Below are 15,435 nucleotides of genomic sequence, written 5' to 3' on the forward strand. Positions count from 1 at the left end.
TTCTGAAGCCAAGGGGCAAGGCCGCGTTCACTCGACCTTGACGCCCTTCAGCGATTCCTTGGCCGGCGGATATTCGAGCTTCAGCGCGTCGAGCGTGCGCAGCAGCAGTTCGGCGACCATCACGTTGCGATGCGTCTTCGACTCGGCCGGAATCACGTACCACGGCGCGTATTCGGTCGACGTCGCGGCCAGTGTGTCGCGATACGCCGACTGATACGCGTCCCACTGCTTGCGCGCTTCGAGATCCGACACGTCGAATTTCCAGTGCTTCAGCGGATCGTCGATGCGCTCCTGCAAACGCACACGCTGCTCGTCCCTTGAAATGTGCAGCATGCACTTGAGAATCGTCGCGCCGCTGTCGGCGAGCATCTCCTCGAACTGACGGATGTGGCGGCACCGCTGCTGGAACCCCGCGGCGTCGAGCGCGCCCAGCACGGTCGGCACGAGCAGGTCTTCGTAGTGACTGCGGTTGAAGATCGTCAGCTCGCCGGCCGCGGGTGCCTGCGAATGCACGCGCCACAGGAAGTCGTGCGCGAGTTCGACGGGCGTCGGCGCCTTGAACGGCACGATGCGCAAGCCGAGCGGATCGACTTCGTGAAATACCGCGCGGATCGTGCCGTCCTTGCCGCTCGTGTCCATGCCTTGCAGCACTAGCAGAACGCGGCGCTTGCGCTGCGCGTGCAGCCGCTCCTGCAGGTTGTCGAGCAGCAGGCCTACTTCCGACAGACGCGCGCGGTCCGCGTCTTTCGAGCCGCTCGAAAACGGCTTCGCCTTCGGATCGAAATGGTCGAGCGAGAAGTGGTTTTTTTTCTTGCCGTCGTCGAAATACGGCACGCGGAAATCGTCGAGATCGGGTTGCTTTGTCATGCATACACTCCAAGGTCTACGCTTACCTACGCTTAACCGGCTGAAGCGGGTCCGCAAAATAAAACGGGCCGTTGCCCTGCTTGGATCCGGCAACGGCCCGTGGTGACACGGGCGCGATCACGCCCGGCCGCGGCACTTCAACTCAGGACAACCTCTTCTTGAGCAATTCATTGACCTGAGCAGGGTTGGCCTTACCCTTGGTTGCTTTCATCGCCTGGCCGATCAGCGCGTTGAACGCCTTTTCCTTGCCGGCGCGATATTCGTCGACCGACTTCTGGTTCGCGGCGAGCACTTCGTCGATGATCGCTTCGAGCGCGCCGGTGTCCGAAATCTGCTTCAAGCCTTTCGCCTCGATGATGCGATCGGCGGCGGCTTCGTCGGTGGCCTTCTCTTCCCAGATCGCGAGGAAGATTTCCTTAGCGATCTTGTTCGAGATCGTACCGTCGGCAATACGTTGCAGAACCAGCGCCAGCTGCGCGGCCGAGACCGGGCACGCGGCAATGTCGAGGCCTTCGCGATTGAGCTGCGACGACACTTCACCCATCACCCAGTTCGCCGCGACCTTCGCGTTGGCCGCACCGAACTTGGCGACCACCGCTTCGTAGTAAGCGGCCGTCGCATTGCTCGAGGTCAGCACGTTCGCGTCGTACGGCGTGAGTCCGTACTGCGACACGAAGCGCCGCTGGATCGCTTCCGGCAGTTCCGGCATCTCGCTCTTCACGCGCTCGACCCACGCGGCGTCGATCACGAGCGGCATCAGGTCGGGGTCGGGGAAATAGCGGTAGTCATGCGCGTCTTCCTTGCTGCGCATCGAACGCGTCTCGCGCTTGTCCGGATCGTACAGACGCGTTTCCTGCACCACCGTGCCGCCGTCTTCGATCAGCTCGATCTGGCGACGCACTTCGTACTGGATCGCTTCTTCGAGGAAGCGGAACGAGTTCAGGTTCTTGGTCTCGGTGCGCGTGCCGAATTCCTTCTGGCCGACCGGACGCACCGACACGTTCGCGTCGCAGCGGAACGAGCCTTCCTGCATGTTGCCGTCGCAGATGCCAAGCCACACGACGAGCGTGTGCAGCGACTTCGCGTAGGCAACGGCCTCGGCCGCGCTGCGCATTTCCGGCTCGGTGACGATTTCGAGCAGCGGCGTGCCGGCGCGATTCAGGTCGATGCCGGTCATGCCCGCGAAGTCTTCGTGCAGCGACTTGCCCGCGTCTTCCTCGAGGTGGGCGCGCGTCAGGTTGATGGTTTTCTCGTACGCTTCCTTGCCCGCCTTTTCATTGGCCGGCACCTGGATCGTCATCTGACCGCCCTGCACGACGGGAATTTCGTACTGGCTGATCTGGTAGCCCTTCGGCAGGTCCGGGTAGAAATAATTCTTGCGCGCGAAGATGCTGCGCGGCGCCACCGTTGCGCCGATCGCGAGGCCGAAGTGAATGGCGCGTTCGACCGCGCCGCGGTTCATCACCGGCAGCGTGCCCGGCAAAGCCAGATCGACGGGGCTGGCCTGCGTGTTCGGCGCGGCGCCGAATTGCGTCGCGGTGCCCGAGAAGATTTTCGAATGTGTCGACAACTGCGTGTGGGTCTCCAGACCGATCACGACTTCCCATTGTTTGGTCATGGTGCTCACACTCCTGCCGGTGCCTGACGGTGCCAGTCGGTCGCGCGCTGGAACGCGTCGGCCACCTGCAGCATCCGGGCTTCGTTGAAATAGTTGCCGATGATCTGCAGACCGACCGGACGCTGCGCGTTCGCGCCCGCGCCGAAACCGCACGGCACGCTCATGCCCGGCAGGCCGGCGAGGCTCACCGACAGCGTGTAGATGTCGGCCAGATACATCTGCACCGGATCGTCGCCCTTCGCGCCGATGTCCCACGCCACCGACGGCGCGACCGGTCCCATGATCACGTCGCACTGCTTGAACGCTTGCTGGAAGTCCTGCGCGATGATGCGGCGGATCTTCTGCGCCTGCAGGTAGTACGCGTCGTAGTAGCCGTGCGACAGCACGTAGGTGCCGACCAGAATGCGGCGCTTCACTTCCGGGCCGAAGCCTTCGGCGCGCGACTTCTTGTACATGTCGAGCAGATCGCGGTACCCGGCCGCGCGATGGCCAAACCGCACGCCATCGAAACGCGACAGGTTCGACGATGCTTCGGCCGGCGCGATCACGTAGTAGACCGGGATCGACAGTTCGGTCTTCGGCAGCGACACCTCGACGAGCGTCGCGCCGAGCGCTTCGTACTGCTTCAAGGCGGCGTCGATCGACGCGCGCACGTCGTCGGCGAGACCGGAGCCGAAATACTCCTTCGGCAGGCCGATGCGCAGACCGGCGAGCGGCTTGTCCGTGCCGCCGTCCTGCCACGACTTGCCGAGATAGCGCGTGTAGTCCTCGCGCTCGTGCGAGAGGCTCGTCGAGTCGCGCTCGTCGAAGCCGGCCATCGCGTTGAGCAGCGTCGCGCAGTCCGCGGCGCTTTGCGCCATCGGGCCGCCCTGGTCGAGCGACGACGCGAACGCGATCATGCCGTAGCGCGACACCCGGCCGTACGTCGGCTTGATGCCGGTGATGCCCGAGAACGACGCCGGCTGGCGGATCGAGCCGCCGGTGTCGGTGCCGGTCGCGGCGGGCGCGAGACGCGCGGCCACGGCGGCAGCCGAGCCGCCCGACGAACCGCCCGGCACGGCCTTGCGGTCCCACGGATTCTGCACGGCGCCGAAATACGAATTCTCGTTGGACGAACCCATCGCGAACTCGTCCATGTTGGTCTTGCCCACGCACACCATGCCGGCGTTCTGCAGACGCGCGACCACGGTCGCGTCGAACGGGCTTTCGTAGTTCGCGAGCATCTTCGAGCCGGCCGTGGAGCGCCAGCCCTTCGTGACGAACACGTCCTTGTGCGCGATCGGCAGGCCGACCAGCGGGCCCGCATGGCCGGTGTGCAGCAGCGCGTCGGCGGCTTTCGCCTGCGCGAGCGTCAGTTCCGGATCGACCTGAATGAACGCGTTCAGGCTATTGGCCGCGTCGATCCGCTTCAGGTACAGCTGCGCCAGTTCGACTGCGGAGCATTCCTTGGCCGCGAGCGCAGCGCGCAGTTCGCTCAAACTTTTTTCATGCATTGCGTTTTATCCTGGAAAGCGCGGCAGCGTGGTCACGCCGCCGTGGAGGCGTTCGGTTGCCCGTCGGCAGACCGGTCCGGCAAGCTTCGCGGCGAGGACGCGCGTCTGGACCACGGAGGCTCGCGCCGACGCCAGACCCGGGGTCTGCCGGGCGGGTCTTTATTCGATCACCTTCGGCACGAGGTACAGGCCGTCCTGAACGGCCGGCGCGGGGCGCTGGAAAGCCTCGCGCTCGACCGTCTCCGTGACGGCGTCGTCACGCAGACGCAGCGCGACGTCTTCGATTTGCTCGATCGGGTGGGCAAGCGGCGCGATGCCGGTGGTATCGACCGCCTGCATCTGCTCGACGAGGCCGAAAAAATCATTGAGCTGGGCACGCGTGTGCTCGGCGTCGGCATCGGCCAGTTCGAGTCGCGCGAGATGCGCGATGCGTTTTACATCGGTCAGGGTCAGAGCCATGCAGTCACCGGAAAGGGTGGAATGTCACAACAGTTAAAAAGTCGCGTTGTAACAGCGGGTTACGACAAGATAGGACAATCCGGAAAAAGGAGCGGCAACGACAAAATGTGCGCTCCGTTTCCTTCAAAACATCCAAAATTATAAGGTATCATTACGCGTTCGACCCAAACCCGGACCGACTTACCAAGGCCTTACGGACAATTCCAAGAACGTCCGGCGCTTTCCGCCCTGGCTTTGCAACGGCCTCCGGTAGACTCCCCCGCGGCTTCAAGTTCATGTGGCGTCGCTACCGCCCGGTTGAAGCTGTTATTTTTCCGCTGCCGCCCTACGCATACGGTGCGAGGCCCGGCCCCCAGCGAGACAGGATTTTGAATGTTCGGTTTTTTGCGCAGTTACTTCTCCAACGATCTGGCGATTGACCTCGGCACCGCCAACACCCTTATCTACATGCGCGGCAAGGGCATCGTTCTCGACGAACCGTCGGTCGTGTCGATCCGCCAGGAAGGCGGCCCCAACGGCAAGAAGACCATTCAGGCAGTCGGCAAGGAAGCCAAGCAGATGCTCGGCAAGGTGCCGGGCAACATCGAGGCGATCCGCCCGATGAAAGACGGCGTGATCGCCGACTTCACCGTCACCGAGCAGATGATCAAGCAGTTCATCAAGACTGCTCACGAATCGCGCATGTTCTCGCCGTCGCCTCGCATCATCATCTGCGTGCCGTGCGGTTCGACCCAGGTCGAGCGTCGCGCGATCAAGGAAGCCGCGCACGGCGCGGGCGCCTCGCAGGTGTATCTGATCGAAGAGCCGATGGCTGCCGCGATCGGCGCGGGCCTGCCGGTGTCGGAAGCAACGGGTTCGATGGTCGTCGACATCGGCGGCGGCACGACAGAAGTCGGCGTGATCTCGCTCGGCGGCATCGTGTACAAAGGCTCGGTGCGCGTCGGCGGCGACAAGTTCGACGAAGCGATCGTCAACTACATCCGCCGCAACTACGGCATGCTGATCGGCGAGCAGACCGCCGAGGCGATCAAGAAGGAAATCGGCTCCGCGTTCCCGGGCTCCGAAGTCAAGGAAATGGAAGTGAAGGGCCGCAATCTGTCGGAAGGCATTCCGCGCAGCTTCACGATCTCCAGCAACGAAATCCTCGAAGCGCTGACCGATCCGCTGAACCAGATCGTGTCGTCGGTGAAGATCGCACTGGAACAGACGCCGCCGGAACTCGGCGCGGACATCGCCGAGCGCGGCATGATGCTGACCGGCGGTGGCGCGCTGCTGCGCGACCTCGATCGCCTGCTCGCCGAAGAAACCGGCCTGCCGGTGCTCGTCGCCGAAGACCCGCTGACCTGCGTCGTGCGCGGCTCGGGCATGGCGCTCGAACGCATGGACAAGCTCGGCAGCATCTTCTCGTACGAGTAAGCGAGCCTTCCTCCCATGTCAGTAGCGCGGATCTGGCACACGGCCCCTTGTGGGCCGCTTTGTCGTTGGCTGGGCCGACCAGCCTCCGCGCGCTGACCGCGCGCGCCTTGCGCGTCGCCGTCTCACCCAACCGCTCACGCCCCCGGCGCCGACCATGGAATACAGTCCGCCGCCCCTGTTCAAGCAAGGCCCCTCCGCTCTGGCCCGACTGGTGTTCTTCGTCGTGCTGGCGCTCGCCCTGCTGATCTCCGATGCCCGCTTCCAGACGCTCGAAATCGTCCGCGGCGTGCTCGGCGCGGGTCTTTATCCTTTGCAGCGCGCAGCGCTCGTGCCGCGCGACATCTTCATGGGCGCCGCCGACCTCGCCGTGACGAGCGCCACGCTACGCGACGAGAACGCGAAGCTGCGCGCGAAGGATCTGCGGCTGTCGCAGCAGGCCAATCTGGCCGCGTCGCTCGCCGCCGAAAATGGCCATTTGCGCGCGCTGATGCAACTGTCGCAGAGCCTCACCACGCAATCGCTGCCCGCCGAAATCCAGTACGACACGCGCGATCCGTTCACGCAGAAGGTCGTGATCGGACGCGGCGCGCAGCAAGGCATCCAGAACGGCTCGCCGGTCGTCGACGAAGATGGCGTGATCGGCCAGGTCACACGGGTGTTCCCGCTGCAGGCCGAAGTCACGCTGCTGACGGACAAGGACCAGGCGGTGCCGGTCGAAATTCTGCGCACCGGCTTGCGCAGCGTGATCTACGGTACGCCGAAGGGCGACACGCTCGATCTGCGCTTCGTGCCGATCAGCGCCGACGTCCAGACCGGCGACGAGCTCGTCACGAGCGGCCTCGACGGCGTGTATCCGCCGGGGCTGCCGGTCGCGAAGGTCGTGCGCGTCGACAAGCAGGCCGACACCGCGTTTGCGCGCGTAGTCAGTCTGCCGGTCGCCGCGGTGCGCGGTGCGCGTCAGGTGCTCGTGCTGCACGTCCAGAACAACGCGCCGCCGCGCCCGGCGGACGAACCCGATGCGGCAACCGTCGCAAAGGAAGCGAAAGCGAAGAAGGGCGCCAAAGCAGCGGACGGCAAGGGCGCGGCGGACAAATCCGCCGCCAGGCCAGCCGACAGGAACGCCGCCGACAAAGCGCCGACCGAAAAGCCCGCAGCCAAATCCGTGGAAAAGGCGCCGGGCAAAGCTGCGGCCGACAAGAAGTCCGAAAAGCCCGCAGCCGACAGGAAAGCCGAAAAGCCGGCCGCCGCGAAGAACGTGAAGCCGCAAGCCGAGCCGGGGGCTCAGCCATGAATCGCCCGCAATACATCCTGCAGCCCGTCAACCCGTACTTCATCGCGTTCAGCCTCGCTTCCGCGTTCCTGCTGAACCTGATGCCGTGGGGGCGTCTCGCCGGCGTGCCCGATTTCGTCGCACTCGTGCTGCTGTTCTGGAATGTCCATCAGCCGCGCAAGGTGGGCATGGGCATCGCGTTTCTGCTCGGTCTGCTGATGGACGTGCACAACGCGAGCCTGCTCGGCGAGCACGCGCTCGCCTACACGCTGCTGTCGTACGGCGCGATCACGATTCACCGCCGCGTGCTGTGGATGTCGCTCGGCGTGCAAATGTTCGCGGTGATGCCGCTGCTCGTCGTCGCGCAACTGGTACCGTTCGTGATCCGGTTGTTGACCGGCGCGGCGTTTCCGGGCTGGAGTTATCTGATCGACGGTTTCGTCGAAGCGGCGCTGTGGCCGGTCGCCAGCATCTTGCTGCTGATGCCGCAGCGCCGCCCCGCCGACCCGGACGATACGCGCCCCATTTGATCCCGCATCGGACCCACCGGCCGCGGCCAGTTTGGGCGCACACTCTTGATGGCCGCATGCCGGCCTTTTGCAGAATCGCATGACCGAATTCAAGGACACTCAACAGCAGCTCACGAAATTCCGCCTGCGCGTCGCGGCGGCGGGCCTGTTCGTGTTTGTCTGCTTCGGGCTGATCGGCTTCCGCTTCCTGTTCCTGCAGGTCTGGCACTACAGCAAGTACTCGCTGCAAGCCGATGAAAACCGCATCTCCGTCGCGCCGATCGTGCCGAACCGCGGCATCATCACCGACCGGAACGGCGTCGTGCTCGCGAAGAACTACTCCGCCTATACGCTTGAAATCACCCCGTCGAAGCTGAACGACACGCTCGATAACGTGATCGACAACCTCGCCACCGTCGTGTCGATCGATGCGCGCGACCGTCGCCGCTTCAAGAAGCTGCAGGAAGACTCGAAGAACTTCGAAAGTCTGCCGATCCGCACGCGCCTGACCGACGACGAAGTCGCGCGCTTCACCGCGCAGCGCTTCCGCTTCCCTGGCGTCGAAGTGCGCGCGCGGCTGTTCCGCCAGTACCCGCTCGGGCCGACCGCCGCGCATGTGATCGGCTACATCGGACGGATTTCGCAACGCGACCAGGACCGCATCGACGACGCCAGCGATCAGAACGACAGCGACCCGGACCACTACGATCCGCGTCTTGACGCGAACAACTACAAGGGCACCGATTACATCGGCAAGATCGGCGTCGAGCAGAGCTACGAGACCGAGCTGCACGGCCAGACCGGTTTCGAGGAAGTCGAGGTGACGGCGGGCGGCCGCCCGGTGCGTACGCTGTCGCGCACCCAGGCGACACCGGGCAACAACCTCGTGCTGTCGCTCGACATCGGCCTTCAGCAGGTCGCCGAGCAGGCGTTCGCCGGACACCGCGGCGCGCTCGTCGCGATCGAGCCGTCCACCGGCGACGTGCTCGCGTTCGTGTCGGCGCCGAGCTTCGATCCGAATTCCTTCGTCGACGGCATCGACCAGCAGACCTGGGACGAACTGAACAACTCGCCCGACCATCCGCTCCTGAACCGGCCGCTGCACGGCACCTATCCGCCGGGCTCGACCTACAAGCCGTTCATGGCGCTCGCCGCGCTGACGCTGCACAAGCGCACACCGAGCTGGGGCTTCCAGGACCCCGGTTACTACACGTTCGGCGGCCACACGTTCCGCAACGACGTGCGCTCGGGCCAAGGCTGGATCGACATGAACCGCGCGATCGTCGTGTCGAACGACACGTACTTCTACATGCTCGCGCACGATCTCGGCGTCAACAACATCGCGAACTTCATGAAGCCGTGGGGCTTCGGGCAGATCACCGGCATCGACATCGCCGGCGAAGCGAAGGGCATCCTGCCGTCGACCGACTGGAAGCGCCACGCGTACCGCCGCCCCGAGCAGCAGAAGTGGTACGAAGGCGAAACGGTCAGCCTCGGCATCGGCCAGGGCTACAACTCGTTCACGATCCTGCAGCTCGCCCATGCCACCGCAACGCTCGCGAACAACGGCGTCGTGATGAAGCCGCACCTCGTGCGCGACATCGAGAATCCGATCACGAAGGACACGCGGCCGGTGGTGCGCGATCCGAGCGACAAGATCGCGGTCAAGCAGCAGGACATCGACTTCATCAAGCGCGCGATGGAAGGCGTGGTCACGAACGGCACGGCGGCCAAAGTGTTCGCGGGCGCGCCATATCAGGCGGCCGGCAAGACCGGTACCGCGCAGGTGTACTCGCTGCAAGGCGCGAACTACAAAGGTCACGCGGTTGCCGAGAATTTGCGCGATCACGCGCTGTTCATCGCCTTCGCGCCGGCCGATCAACCGAAGATCGCACTCGCGCTGGTCGTCGAAAACGGCGGCTGGGGCGCGGAGGCGGCCGGTCCGATCGCGCGCAGAGTGCTCGACTATTACCTGGTCGGCAAGAACAAGCCCGGCGCGGAAGAAGCGGCCGTCGCGGTAGCGGCATCGACCACGCTCGAAGCATCCGCGCCGCAGGTCGGCGATACGCCGGCCTCGCATGAGGGCGCTCACTCGCTCAAGATTGCGGCGGGCTTTACGGCACTGCCGATGCCTGGGGCGGCGGCTGCCGCGGTGGCCTCCGGTGCGTCGGCGGCCGTTCCGGCCTCGGGCGCGAATGGCGCGTCTGCGCCGGTGGCGGCGTCGGCTGGCGCGGCGGCAACGGTGCCGGCCACCGCGCCGGCAGCGGCTTCGTCCGTGGCAAAGAAATCCGCGTCGCGTACGTCCGGCGCCCCGCACCAACCCCGTCCGGCAAGCGAGCCGGCGCCGAGCGTCGCGGCACCATCGCGCGAGGACAGCTTCCAGGGCTCGTCGCCGCGCCAGCCGGCCGCCGGCGGCATCGACGAATAAGGAGAAAGGCATGCAATTCGACAAGCGCGCCTGGCTCGAGCGCATCAAGCGGATGTTCGTAGGCTTCGACCGTCCGCTCGCACTGATCGTGTTTCTGCTGCTGTGCGTCGGCATCGTCACGCTGTACAGCGCGACACTCGACATGCCGGGCCGCGTCGAAGACCAGTTGCGCAACATCCTGCTCACCTTCGTGCTGATGTGGGGGCTCGCCAATGTGCCGCCCAATACGCTGATGCGCTTCGCGGTCCCGCTCTACGCGTTCGGGATCGCGCTACTGGTCGCGGTCGCGATGTTCGGCCTTACGCGCAAGGGCGCGAAGCGCTGGATCAACGTCGGCGTGGTGATCCAGCCATCGGAAATCATGAAGATCGCCACACCGCTGATGCTCGCCTGGTACTACCAGCGCCGCGAAGGCGTGATGCGCTGGTACGACTACCTGGTCGGCTTCGTGATCCTGATCGTGCCGGTCGGCCTGATCGCGAAGCAGCCCGACCTCGGCACGGCCGTGCTCGTGTTCGCGGCCGGCCTGTTCGTAATTTACTTCGCGGGGCTGAGCTTCAAGCTGATCGTGCCGGTGCTGATCGCGGCCGTGATTGCGGTTGCGTCGATCGCGGCGTTCCAGGACAAGATCTGTCAGCCCGAAGTGCAGTGGCCGCTGATGCACGACTACCAGAAGCACCGCATCTGCACGCTGCTCGATCCGACCTCTGACCCGCTCGGCAAAGGCTTCCACACGATTCAAGCGGTGATCGCGATCGGCTCGGGCGGCCCGCTCGGCAAGGGTTGGCTGAAGGGTACGCAGGCGCATCTGGAGTTCATCCCCGAGAAGCACACCGACTTCATCTTCGCGGTGTTTTCGGAAGAGTTCGGTTTGGCAGGCGGAATCGTGCTGCTCACGCTGTACATGCTATTGATCGCGCGCGGGCTCTACATCGCGGCCAACGGCGCGACATTGTTCGGGCGATTATTGGCCGGCTCGTTGACGATGGCGTTCTTCACGTACGCGTTCGTCAATATCGGCATGGTGAGCGGGATCCTGCCGGTGGTCGGCGTGCCGTTGCCGTTCATGAGTTACGGTGGCACCGCGCTGACTACATTGGGCGTCGCGGTCGGGCTGATCATGAGCGTCGCGCGACAGAAGCGGTTGATGCAGAGCTAACCCGTAGCTAGCGGCACGCAGCAAACGACAATCCAAAAAAGGGGCGCTCGTTGCGAGCGCCCTTTATTGCTGCTTCGTTACTGCGGCTTCACTTCCTTCTGATCGCGCAGCTGCGCGCTCAACTGCTGATACTTCAGGCGCGCGGCCGGATCGCCCTGCGCCGCCGCGGCCGCGTAATACGCGCGCGCCACATTCAGATTCCGGTCGACACCATCGCCGCCACGCTCGTAGAACGAGCCGGTCACGTACTGCGCGGTCATGTCGCCGCCCTGCGCCGCTTTCTTGTACCAGACGAACGCCTGCTTGTTGTCACGCTCGGTACCGCGTCCGTCGAGGAACTGATTCGCGAGCGCGAGCTCCGCCTGCACATGGCCCTGCGCGGCCGCCTTCATGAACCAGCGATGCGCCTCCACCGGATCGCGCCCGACGAACTCGCCATCGTCGTACATCTTGCCGTACACGTATTGCGCGTGCGACATGTTCGCGTCGGCGGCCTTGCGCAGCCACCTCTTGCCTTCGTCGACGTTGACCGGCGTGCCTTCGCCGTTGAGCAGCATCATCGCGTAGTTGAACTGCGCAAGCCGGCTGCCGCGCTCGGCGGCCTGGCGGAATTCGCTCAGCGCCGCGCCAAGGTTGCCGGCGTTGTAGTCGGCCACCGCGGATTGCGTCTGCGGATCGTTCGCCTTGGCAACGTGATCCTGTGCATACGCGGCGTTCCACGCCCCAGTCGCGAGCAGCGCCGCCGCCATGGTCACTTGCGCGGTCACTCGCGTGATCATCCGCCCGGCGCCCCCCTGCACTCTGCCGTTCATGACCTCACCTCCTGTAATGCCTGGCGCGTCGCGCGCAACATCCAGATCACGTCGGCGGCTAGCGCGACGAAGCGAAAACCGGCGTCGCGATGCTGCCGCGCGCTCGCCACGTCCATCGCGAAGATGCCGGCGGCAATGCCGGCCTTGTCCGCCGCGCTGACGATATGCGCCATCGCCGCCTGCACGTCCGCGTGTTTCGCGTCGCCGAGATGACCAAGGCTCGCGGCCAGATCGGCCGGCCCGACGAACAGGCAATCGACGCCCTGCGTCGCCGCGATCTGCTCGACCTCCCGCAAGCCGCGCGCCGATTCGATCTGCACAATCGTCGCGATCTGGGCGTTGGCCGTCTGCACGTAATCACGCCGCATGCCGTAACCGGCCGCGCGCACGACGCCCGCGACGCCGCGCAGGCCGTCGAGCGCCTCGGCGGTCGGATATTGGGTGAGCCGCACGGCGCGTGCCGCGTCTTCAGCGGATTCGATGTTCGGGAACATCAGCGTGCGCGCGCCGGCGTCGAGCACGCGCTTGACGAGCCACGGCTCGCTCGCGGGCACCCGCACCACCGGCTCGCTCGGCAGATGGGCGGCGGCAATCGCGCGCAATTGCGACTCGACGCCGCCGCTATCGTTGGGCGCGTGCTCCATGTCGATCAGCAGCCAGTCGAAGCCGGCGTGCGCGAGTGCTTCCGCGGCGGCCTCGCTGCCGAGCGACAACCACAGCCCGATCAGCGGCGCGTTGTCCTTCAGACGTTGTTTGAGGGAGTTGGTGAAGGTGCTCATCGGCTGGCCTCGCGCAGGTTTGCAATGCGAAGCGGGGCCAGATAGTGGATCAGGCAGGCACCGGGGCGCTGACGGCCTCGTTGCCTGCTGCGACGCGATGCTGTGACCGGCATGTCTCGCTCCGTGTGTTGGTCGGAACGATCATACCGTGACAATAACGCGAGAGTTCGTTCGCGTGGCGGGGCGTGGATTCAGGTGGGAAGCGAGTCGCGGACCACCTCGGCCCAGCAATTCGGCGTCTCGTACAGACGCACTTTGTGCAGGCGCAGGTTCACGCCGTAGTGCGCGTCGTAGACGTTCGCGAGAATGTCGAACGCAATCGCGGCGAGGTTTTCGACGGTCGGAATGCGATCGATCACGACCGTCTTGTGACCCGCCATGCTGTCGAGGAAGTCACGCACCTGCGTGTCGCCTTCGTAGACGAGAAACGCGTGGTCCCACTTGTCGACCAGGTGCTCGTTGGCGAGCGACTTCACGTCGGCGAAGTCCATCACCATGCCGCGATCGGGCGCGCCTTCGGTGTCGACCAGATCGCCTTGCAGCGTGATTTCGAGCACGTAGCGATGGCCATGCAGATTACGGCACTGGCTGCGGTGATCGGGAATGCGGTGGCCCGCATCGAATTCGAGTTTTCGGGTAATCGTCAGCACGGCAAATCAGGGAATGTTCAGATACTTGTGAGTCTGCATCGACAGGCGCCACTGCGGATGACGTTTGCACCAGTCGATCGCGAGTTTCGTGTTGATGTCGCGCGACGGGCCGTCCATCGGCTGGACGAGGAAATACTCGAAGTCGAGCTTGGTGTAGTCGTCGAGGCGCTGGTTGTCCTGCGGGATCACGACCTTCAGTTCGTTGCCCTTCGTCACGACGAGCGGCGCGTCGGCCTTCGGGCTCACGCAGATCCAGTCGATCGTGTCGAGCACGGGCAGCGAGCCGTTGGTCTCGATCGCGATCTCGAAGCCGGCCGCGTGCAGCGCGTCGACGAGCGGCTGATCGAGCTGCAGCATCGGCTCGCCGCCAGTGCACACGACGAAGCGTTCGCCCTCGCCTTGCGGCCATTGCGACGCGATCATCGCGACCAGTTCGTCAGGTGTGCGGTACTTGCCGCCGTTCTCGCCGTCGGTACCGACGAAATCGGTGTCGCAGAAACGGCAAACGGCGTCCGCGCGATCCTCTTCGCGGCCCGACCACAGATTGCAGCCCGCGAAACGGCAGAACACGGCCGGCCGCCCGGCATTCGCGCCCTCGCCCTGCAACGTGTAGAAAATTTCCTTGACCGCGTACGTCATGCTGCTTTCTGTCCTGTGTTCCTGAATCTATGATGCGCGCTCTCGCGCGAGCCGTCAGACCGGTTCGGTGACTTTTTCTCCGGCGAGGTAGGCCTCGTAGCCGCGTTTGCGCAACCGGCATGCCGGGCATTCGCCGCAGCCGAAGCCCCATGAGTGCAACTCGGCCCGTTCGCCGACGTAGCAGGTATGCGTCTCGACGCGCACCAGTTCCACCAATGCGTCGCCGCCGAGCGCGCGCGCGAGGCGCCACGTGTCGGCCTTGTCGAGCCACATCAGCGGCGTCTCCAGCGCGAAGCGCGTGTCCATGCCGAGATTCAGCGCGACCTGCAGCGCCTTCATCGTGTCGTCGCGGCAATCGGGGTAGCCCGAGAAGTCCGTCTCGCACATCCCGCCGACCAGCACCTGCAAACCGCGCCGATACGCGATGGCCGCGGCGATCGTCATGAACATCAGATTGCGGCCCGGCACGAACGTGTTCGGCAACCCATTGGCCGTGGCTTCGATTTCGATCTCGCGCGTCATCGCGGTGTCGCTGATCGCGCCGAGCAGCGACAGGTCGATCGTGTGATCGTCGCCGAGACGATCGGCCCACGCCGGAAACGCACGCACGACGGCCTGACGGAATCCTTCGCGGCATTCGAGTTCGACACGATGACGCTGACCATAATCGAAGCCGACCGTTTCGACCGTGTCGTAACGGTCGAGCGCCCACGCGAGACACGTGGCAGAATCCTGGCCGCCGGAAAACAGCACGAGCGCGCTACGCTTAGCGTCTTTGCGGATCACCGTGATACTCCGTGAATGAGAGTGCCACGTCGCGCTGCGCGAGGTGCGCCATGCAAGCAACGCGGCGCGACGTGTGCCGGCACTGTGCCGGCCCAAAGCAGTATAGGTCGCGCGTTGCGCGGGAACGTGACTGGGCGCTTATACCGCCGATCGTCGGGCGAAGGATTGGGTGCTTCGGTGCGACATGCTCGGCACTGCATTCGCGCGGTGCACGACCGCGTGCGACGCCTGCATGCAAGTCCTTGAACTGGCGCGATTTTATCACGCCACACCGAAGTCGCCGACACCAGCTGTCCCACGCGCGCGGCTTCAACTGCGTGGCAAGCCGAAGTGACGACTTGTCCGCCAAACGGAAAAGCCCCAGGGAATCTTGCGATTTCCTGGGGCTGAATCCTGGTGGCCTGGGGCGGAATCGAACCACCGACACGCGGATTTTCAATCCGCTGCTCTACCAACTGAGCTACCGGGCCAACGAAGAACGAAACTATATCAAGCGATCCGCAGTTCAGCAAGCCCTTTCATAAATAATCTGCCGGGCCGCGTTCGCATG

Annotated in this window: 14 protein-coding genes and 1 tRNA gene; 5 read left to right on the plus strand and 10 right to left on the minus strand. The window is 64.8% G+C overall.

Annotation, left to right across the window (positions count from 1 at the left end):
• Window positions 1-27: 27 nt before the first annotated feature.
• From F6X39_RS00565 to gatC, 4 genes are all read right to left on the minus strand, one after another.
• Window positions 28-867: a PPK2 family polyphosphate kinase gene (locus F6X39_RS00565; protein ID WP_187615122.1), complete on the minus strand. Its 840-nt coding sequence runs from the start codon at window positions 865-867 to the stop codon at window positions 28-30.
• A 142-nt stretch (window positions 868-1,009) separates the two neighbouring features.
• Window positions 1,010-2,485 carry an Asp-tRNA(Asn)/Glu-tRNA(Gln) amidotransferase subunit GatB gene (gene gatB / locus F6X39_RS00570; RefSeq protein WP_187615123.1) on the minus strand — a complete coding sequence of 492 codons (1,476 nt, stop codon included), beginning with the start codon at window positions 2,483-2,485 and terminating at the stop codon, window positions 1,010-1,012.
• Between the two features lie 5 nt (window positions 2,486-2,490).
• A complete protein-coding gene (gene gatA / locus F6X39_RS00575; protein WP_187615124.1) occupies window positions 2,491-3,978 on the minus strand; it encodes an Asp-tRNA(Asn)/Glu-tRNA(Gln) amidotransferase subunit GatA in 1,488 nt (495 codons plus the stop codon).
• 159 nt (window positions 3,979-4,137) lie between these two features.
• Window positions 4,138-4,437 (minus strand): Asp-tRNA(Asn)/Glu-tRNA(Gln) amidotransferase subunit GatC, encoded by a 300-nt coding sequence (gene gatC, locus F6X39_RS00580; protein ID WP_018419087.1) that lies wholly within the window; start codon window positions 4,435-4,437, stop codon window positions 4,138-4,140.
• Between the two features lie 372 nt (window positions 4,438-4,809).
• Between gatC and F6X39_RS00585 the strand changes: the two genes are divergently transcribed.
• The 5 genes from F6X39_RS00585 (at window position 4,810) to rodA (ending at window position 11,219) form a co-directional block, all read left to right on the plus strand.
• Window positions 4,810-5,853, plus strand: a complete 1,044-nt coding sequence (locus F6X39_RS00585; RefSeq protein WP_004189550.1) for a rod shape-determining protein — start codon at window positions 4,810-4,812, stop codon at window positions 5,851-5,853.
• Window positions 5,854-6,007: 154 nt separating this feature from the next.
• A complete protein-coding gene (mreC, locus tag F6X39_RS00590; RefSeq protein ID WP_184025840.1) occupies window positions 6,008-7,144 on the plus strand; it encodes a rod shape-determining protein MreC in 1,137 nt (378 codons plus the stop codon).
• Window positions 7,141-7,653: a rod shape-determining protein MreD gene (gene mreD / locus F6X39_RS00595; protein ID WP_090802227.1), complete on the plus strand. Its 513-nt coding sequence runs from the start codon at window positions 7,141-7,143 to the stop codon at window positions 7,651-7,653. The genes mreC and mreD overlap by 4 nt, the downstream gene beginning before the upstream one ends.
• A 79-nt stretch (window positions 7,654-7,732) precedes the next feature.
• Complete coding sequence (gene mrdA, locus F6X39_RS00600; protein WP_187615125.1) at window positions 7,733-10,060, plus strand: penicillin-binding protein 2; 2,328 nt, start codon at window positions 7,733-7,735, stop codon at window positions 10,058-10,060.
• Window positions 10,061-10,070: 10 nt separating this feature from the next.
• Window positions 10,071-11,219 (plus strand): rod shape-determining protein RodA, encoded by a 1,149-nt coding sequence (gene rodA / locus F6X39_RS00605; RefSeq protein ID WP_187615126.1) that lies wholly within the window; start codon window positions 10,071-10,073, stop codon window positions 11,217-11,219.
• A gap of 77 nt (window positions 11,220-11,296) precedes the next feature.
• Here rodA and F6X39_RS00610 read toward each other — a convergent pair whose 3' ends face one another.
• From F6X39_RS00610 to F6X39_RS00635, 6 genes are all read right to left on the minus strand, one after another.
• Complete coding sequence (locus F6X39_RS00610; protein WP_410449871.1) at window positions 11,297-11,998, minus strand: tetratricopeptide repeat protein; 702 nt, start codon at window positions 11,996-11,998, stop codon at window positions 11,297-11,299.
• A gap of 29 nt (window positions 11,999-12,027) precedes the next feature.
• Window positions 12,028-12,810 (minus strand): HpcH/HpaI aldolase family protein, encoded by a 783-nt coding sequence (locus tag F6X39_RS00615; RefSeq protein WP_187615128.1) that lies wholly within the window; start codon window positions 12,808-12,810, stop codon window positions 12,028-12,030.
• 191 nt (window positions 12,811-13,001) lie between these two features.
• Window positions 13,002-13,457 (minus strand): 6-carboxytetrahydropterin synthase QueD, encoded by a 456-nt coding sequence (gene queD, locus F6X39_RS00620; protein WP_187615331.1) that lies wholly within the window; start codon window positions 13,455-13,457, stop codon window positions 13,002-13,004.
• Between the two features lie 9 nt (window positions 13,458-13,466).
• A complete protein-coding gene (gene queE, locus F6X39_RS00625; protein WP_187615129.1) occupies window positions 13,467-14,099 on the minus strand; it encodes a 7-carboxy-7-deazaguanine synthase in 633 nt (210 codons plus the stop codon).
• A 54-nt stretch (window positions 14,100-14,153) separates the two neighbouring features.
• Window positions 14,154-14,885 (minus strand): 7-cyano-7-deazaguanine synthase QueC, encoded by a 732-nt coding sequence (gene queC, locus F6X39_RS00630; protein ID WP_187615130.1) that lies wholly within the window; start codon window positions 14,883-14,885, stop codon window positions 14,154-14,156.
• A 394-nt stretch (window positions 14,886-15,279) separates the two neighbouring features.
• Window positions 15,280-15,355, minus strand: a tRNA-Phe gene (locus tag F6X39_RS00635).
• Window positions 15,356-15,435 lie beyond the last annotated feature (80 nt).

It is taken from the genome of Paraburkholderia sp. UCT2, from assembly GCF_014397665.1.
GTDB classification, from domain to species: domain Bacteria; phylum Pseudomonadota; class Gammaproteobacteria; order Burkholderiales; family Burkholderiaceae; genus Paraburkholderia; species Paraburkholderia tuberum.

Coding starts and splice junctions, on each gene's coding strand:
- F6X39_RS00565 (WP_187615122.1), bottom strand. CDS start 867: ATGACAAAGCAACCCGATCTCGACGATTTCCGCGTGCCGTATTTCGAC.
- gatB (WP_187615123.1), bottom strand. CDS start 2,485: ATGACCAAACAATGGGAAGTCGTGATCGGTCTGGAGACCCACACGCAG.
- gatA (WP_187615124.1), bottom strand. CDS start 3,978: ATGCATGAAAAAAGTTTGAGCGAACTGCGCGCTGCGCTCGCGGCCAAG.
- gatC (WP_018419087.1), bottom strand. CDS start 4,437: ATGGCTCTGACCCTGACCGATGTAAAACGCATCGCGCATCTCGCGCGA.
- F6X39_RS00585 (WP_004189550.1), top strand. CDS start 4,810: ATGTTCGGTTTTTTGCGCAGTTACTTCTCCAACGATCTGGCGATTGAC.
- mreC (WP_184025840.1), top strand. CDS start 6,008: ATGGAATACAGTCCGCCGCCCCTGTTCAAGCAAGGCCCCTCCGCTCTG.
- mreD (WP_090802227.1), top strand. CDS start 7,141: ATGAATCGCCCGCAATACATCCTGCAGCCCGTCAACCCGTACTTCATC.
- mrdA (WP_187615125.1), top strand. CDS start 7,733: ATGACCGAATTCAAGGACACTCAACAGCAGCTCACGAAATTCCGCCTG.
- rodA (WP_187615126.1), top strand. CDS start 10,071: ATGCAATTCGACAAGCGCGCCTGGCTCGAGCGCATCAAGCGGATGTTC.
- F6X39_RS00610 (WP_410449871.1), bottom strand. CDS start 11,998: ATGATCACGCGAGTGACCGCGCAAGTGACCATGGCGGCGGCGCTGCTC.
- F6X39_RS00615 (WP_187615128.1), bottom strand. CDS start 12,810: ATGAGCACCTTCACCAACTCCCTCAAACAACGTCTGAAGGACAACGCG.
- queE (WP_187615129.1), bottom strand. CDS start 14,099: ATGACGTACGCGGTCAAGGAAATTTTCTACACGTTGCAGGGCGAGGGC.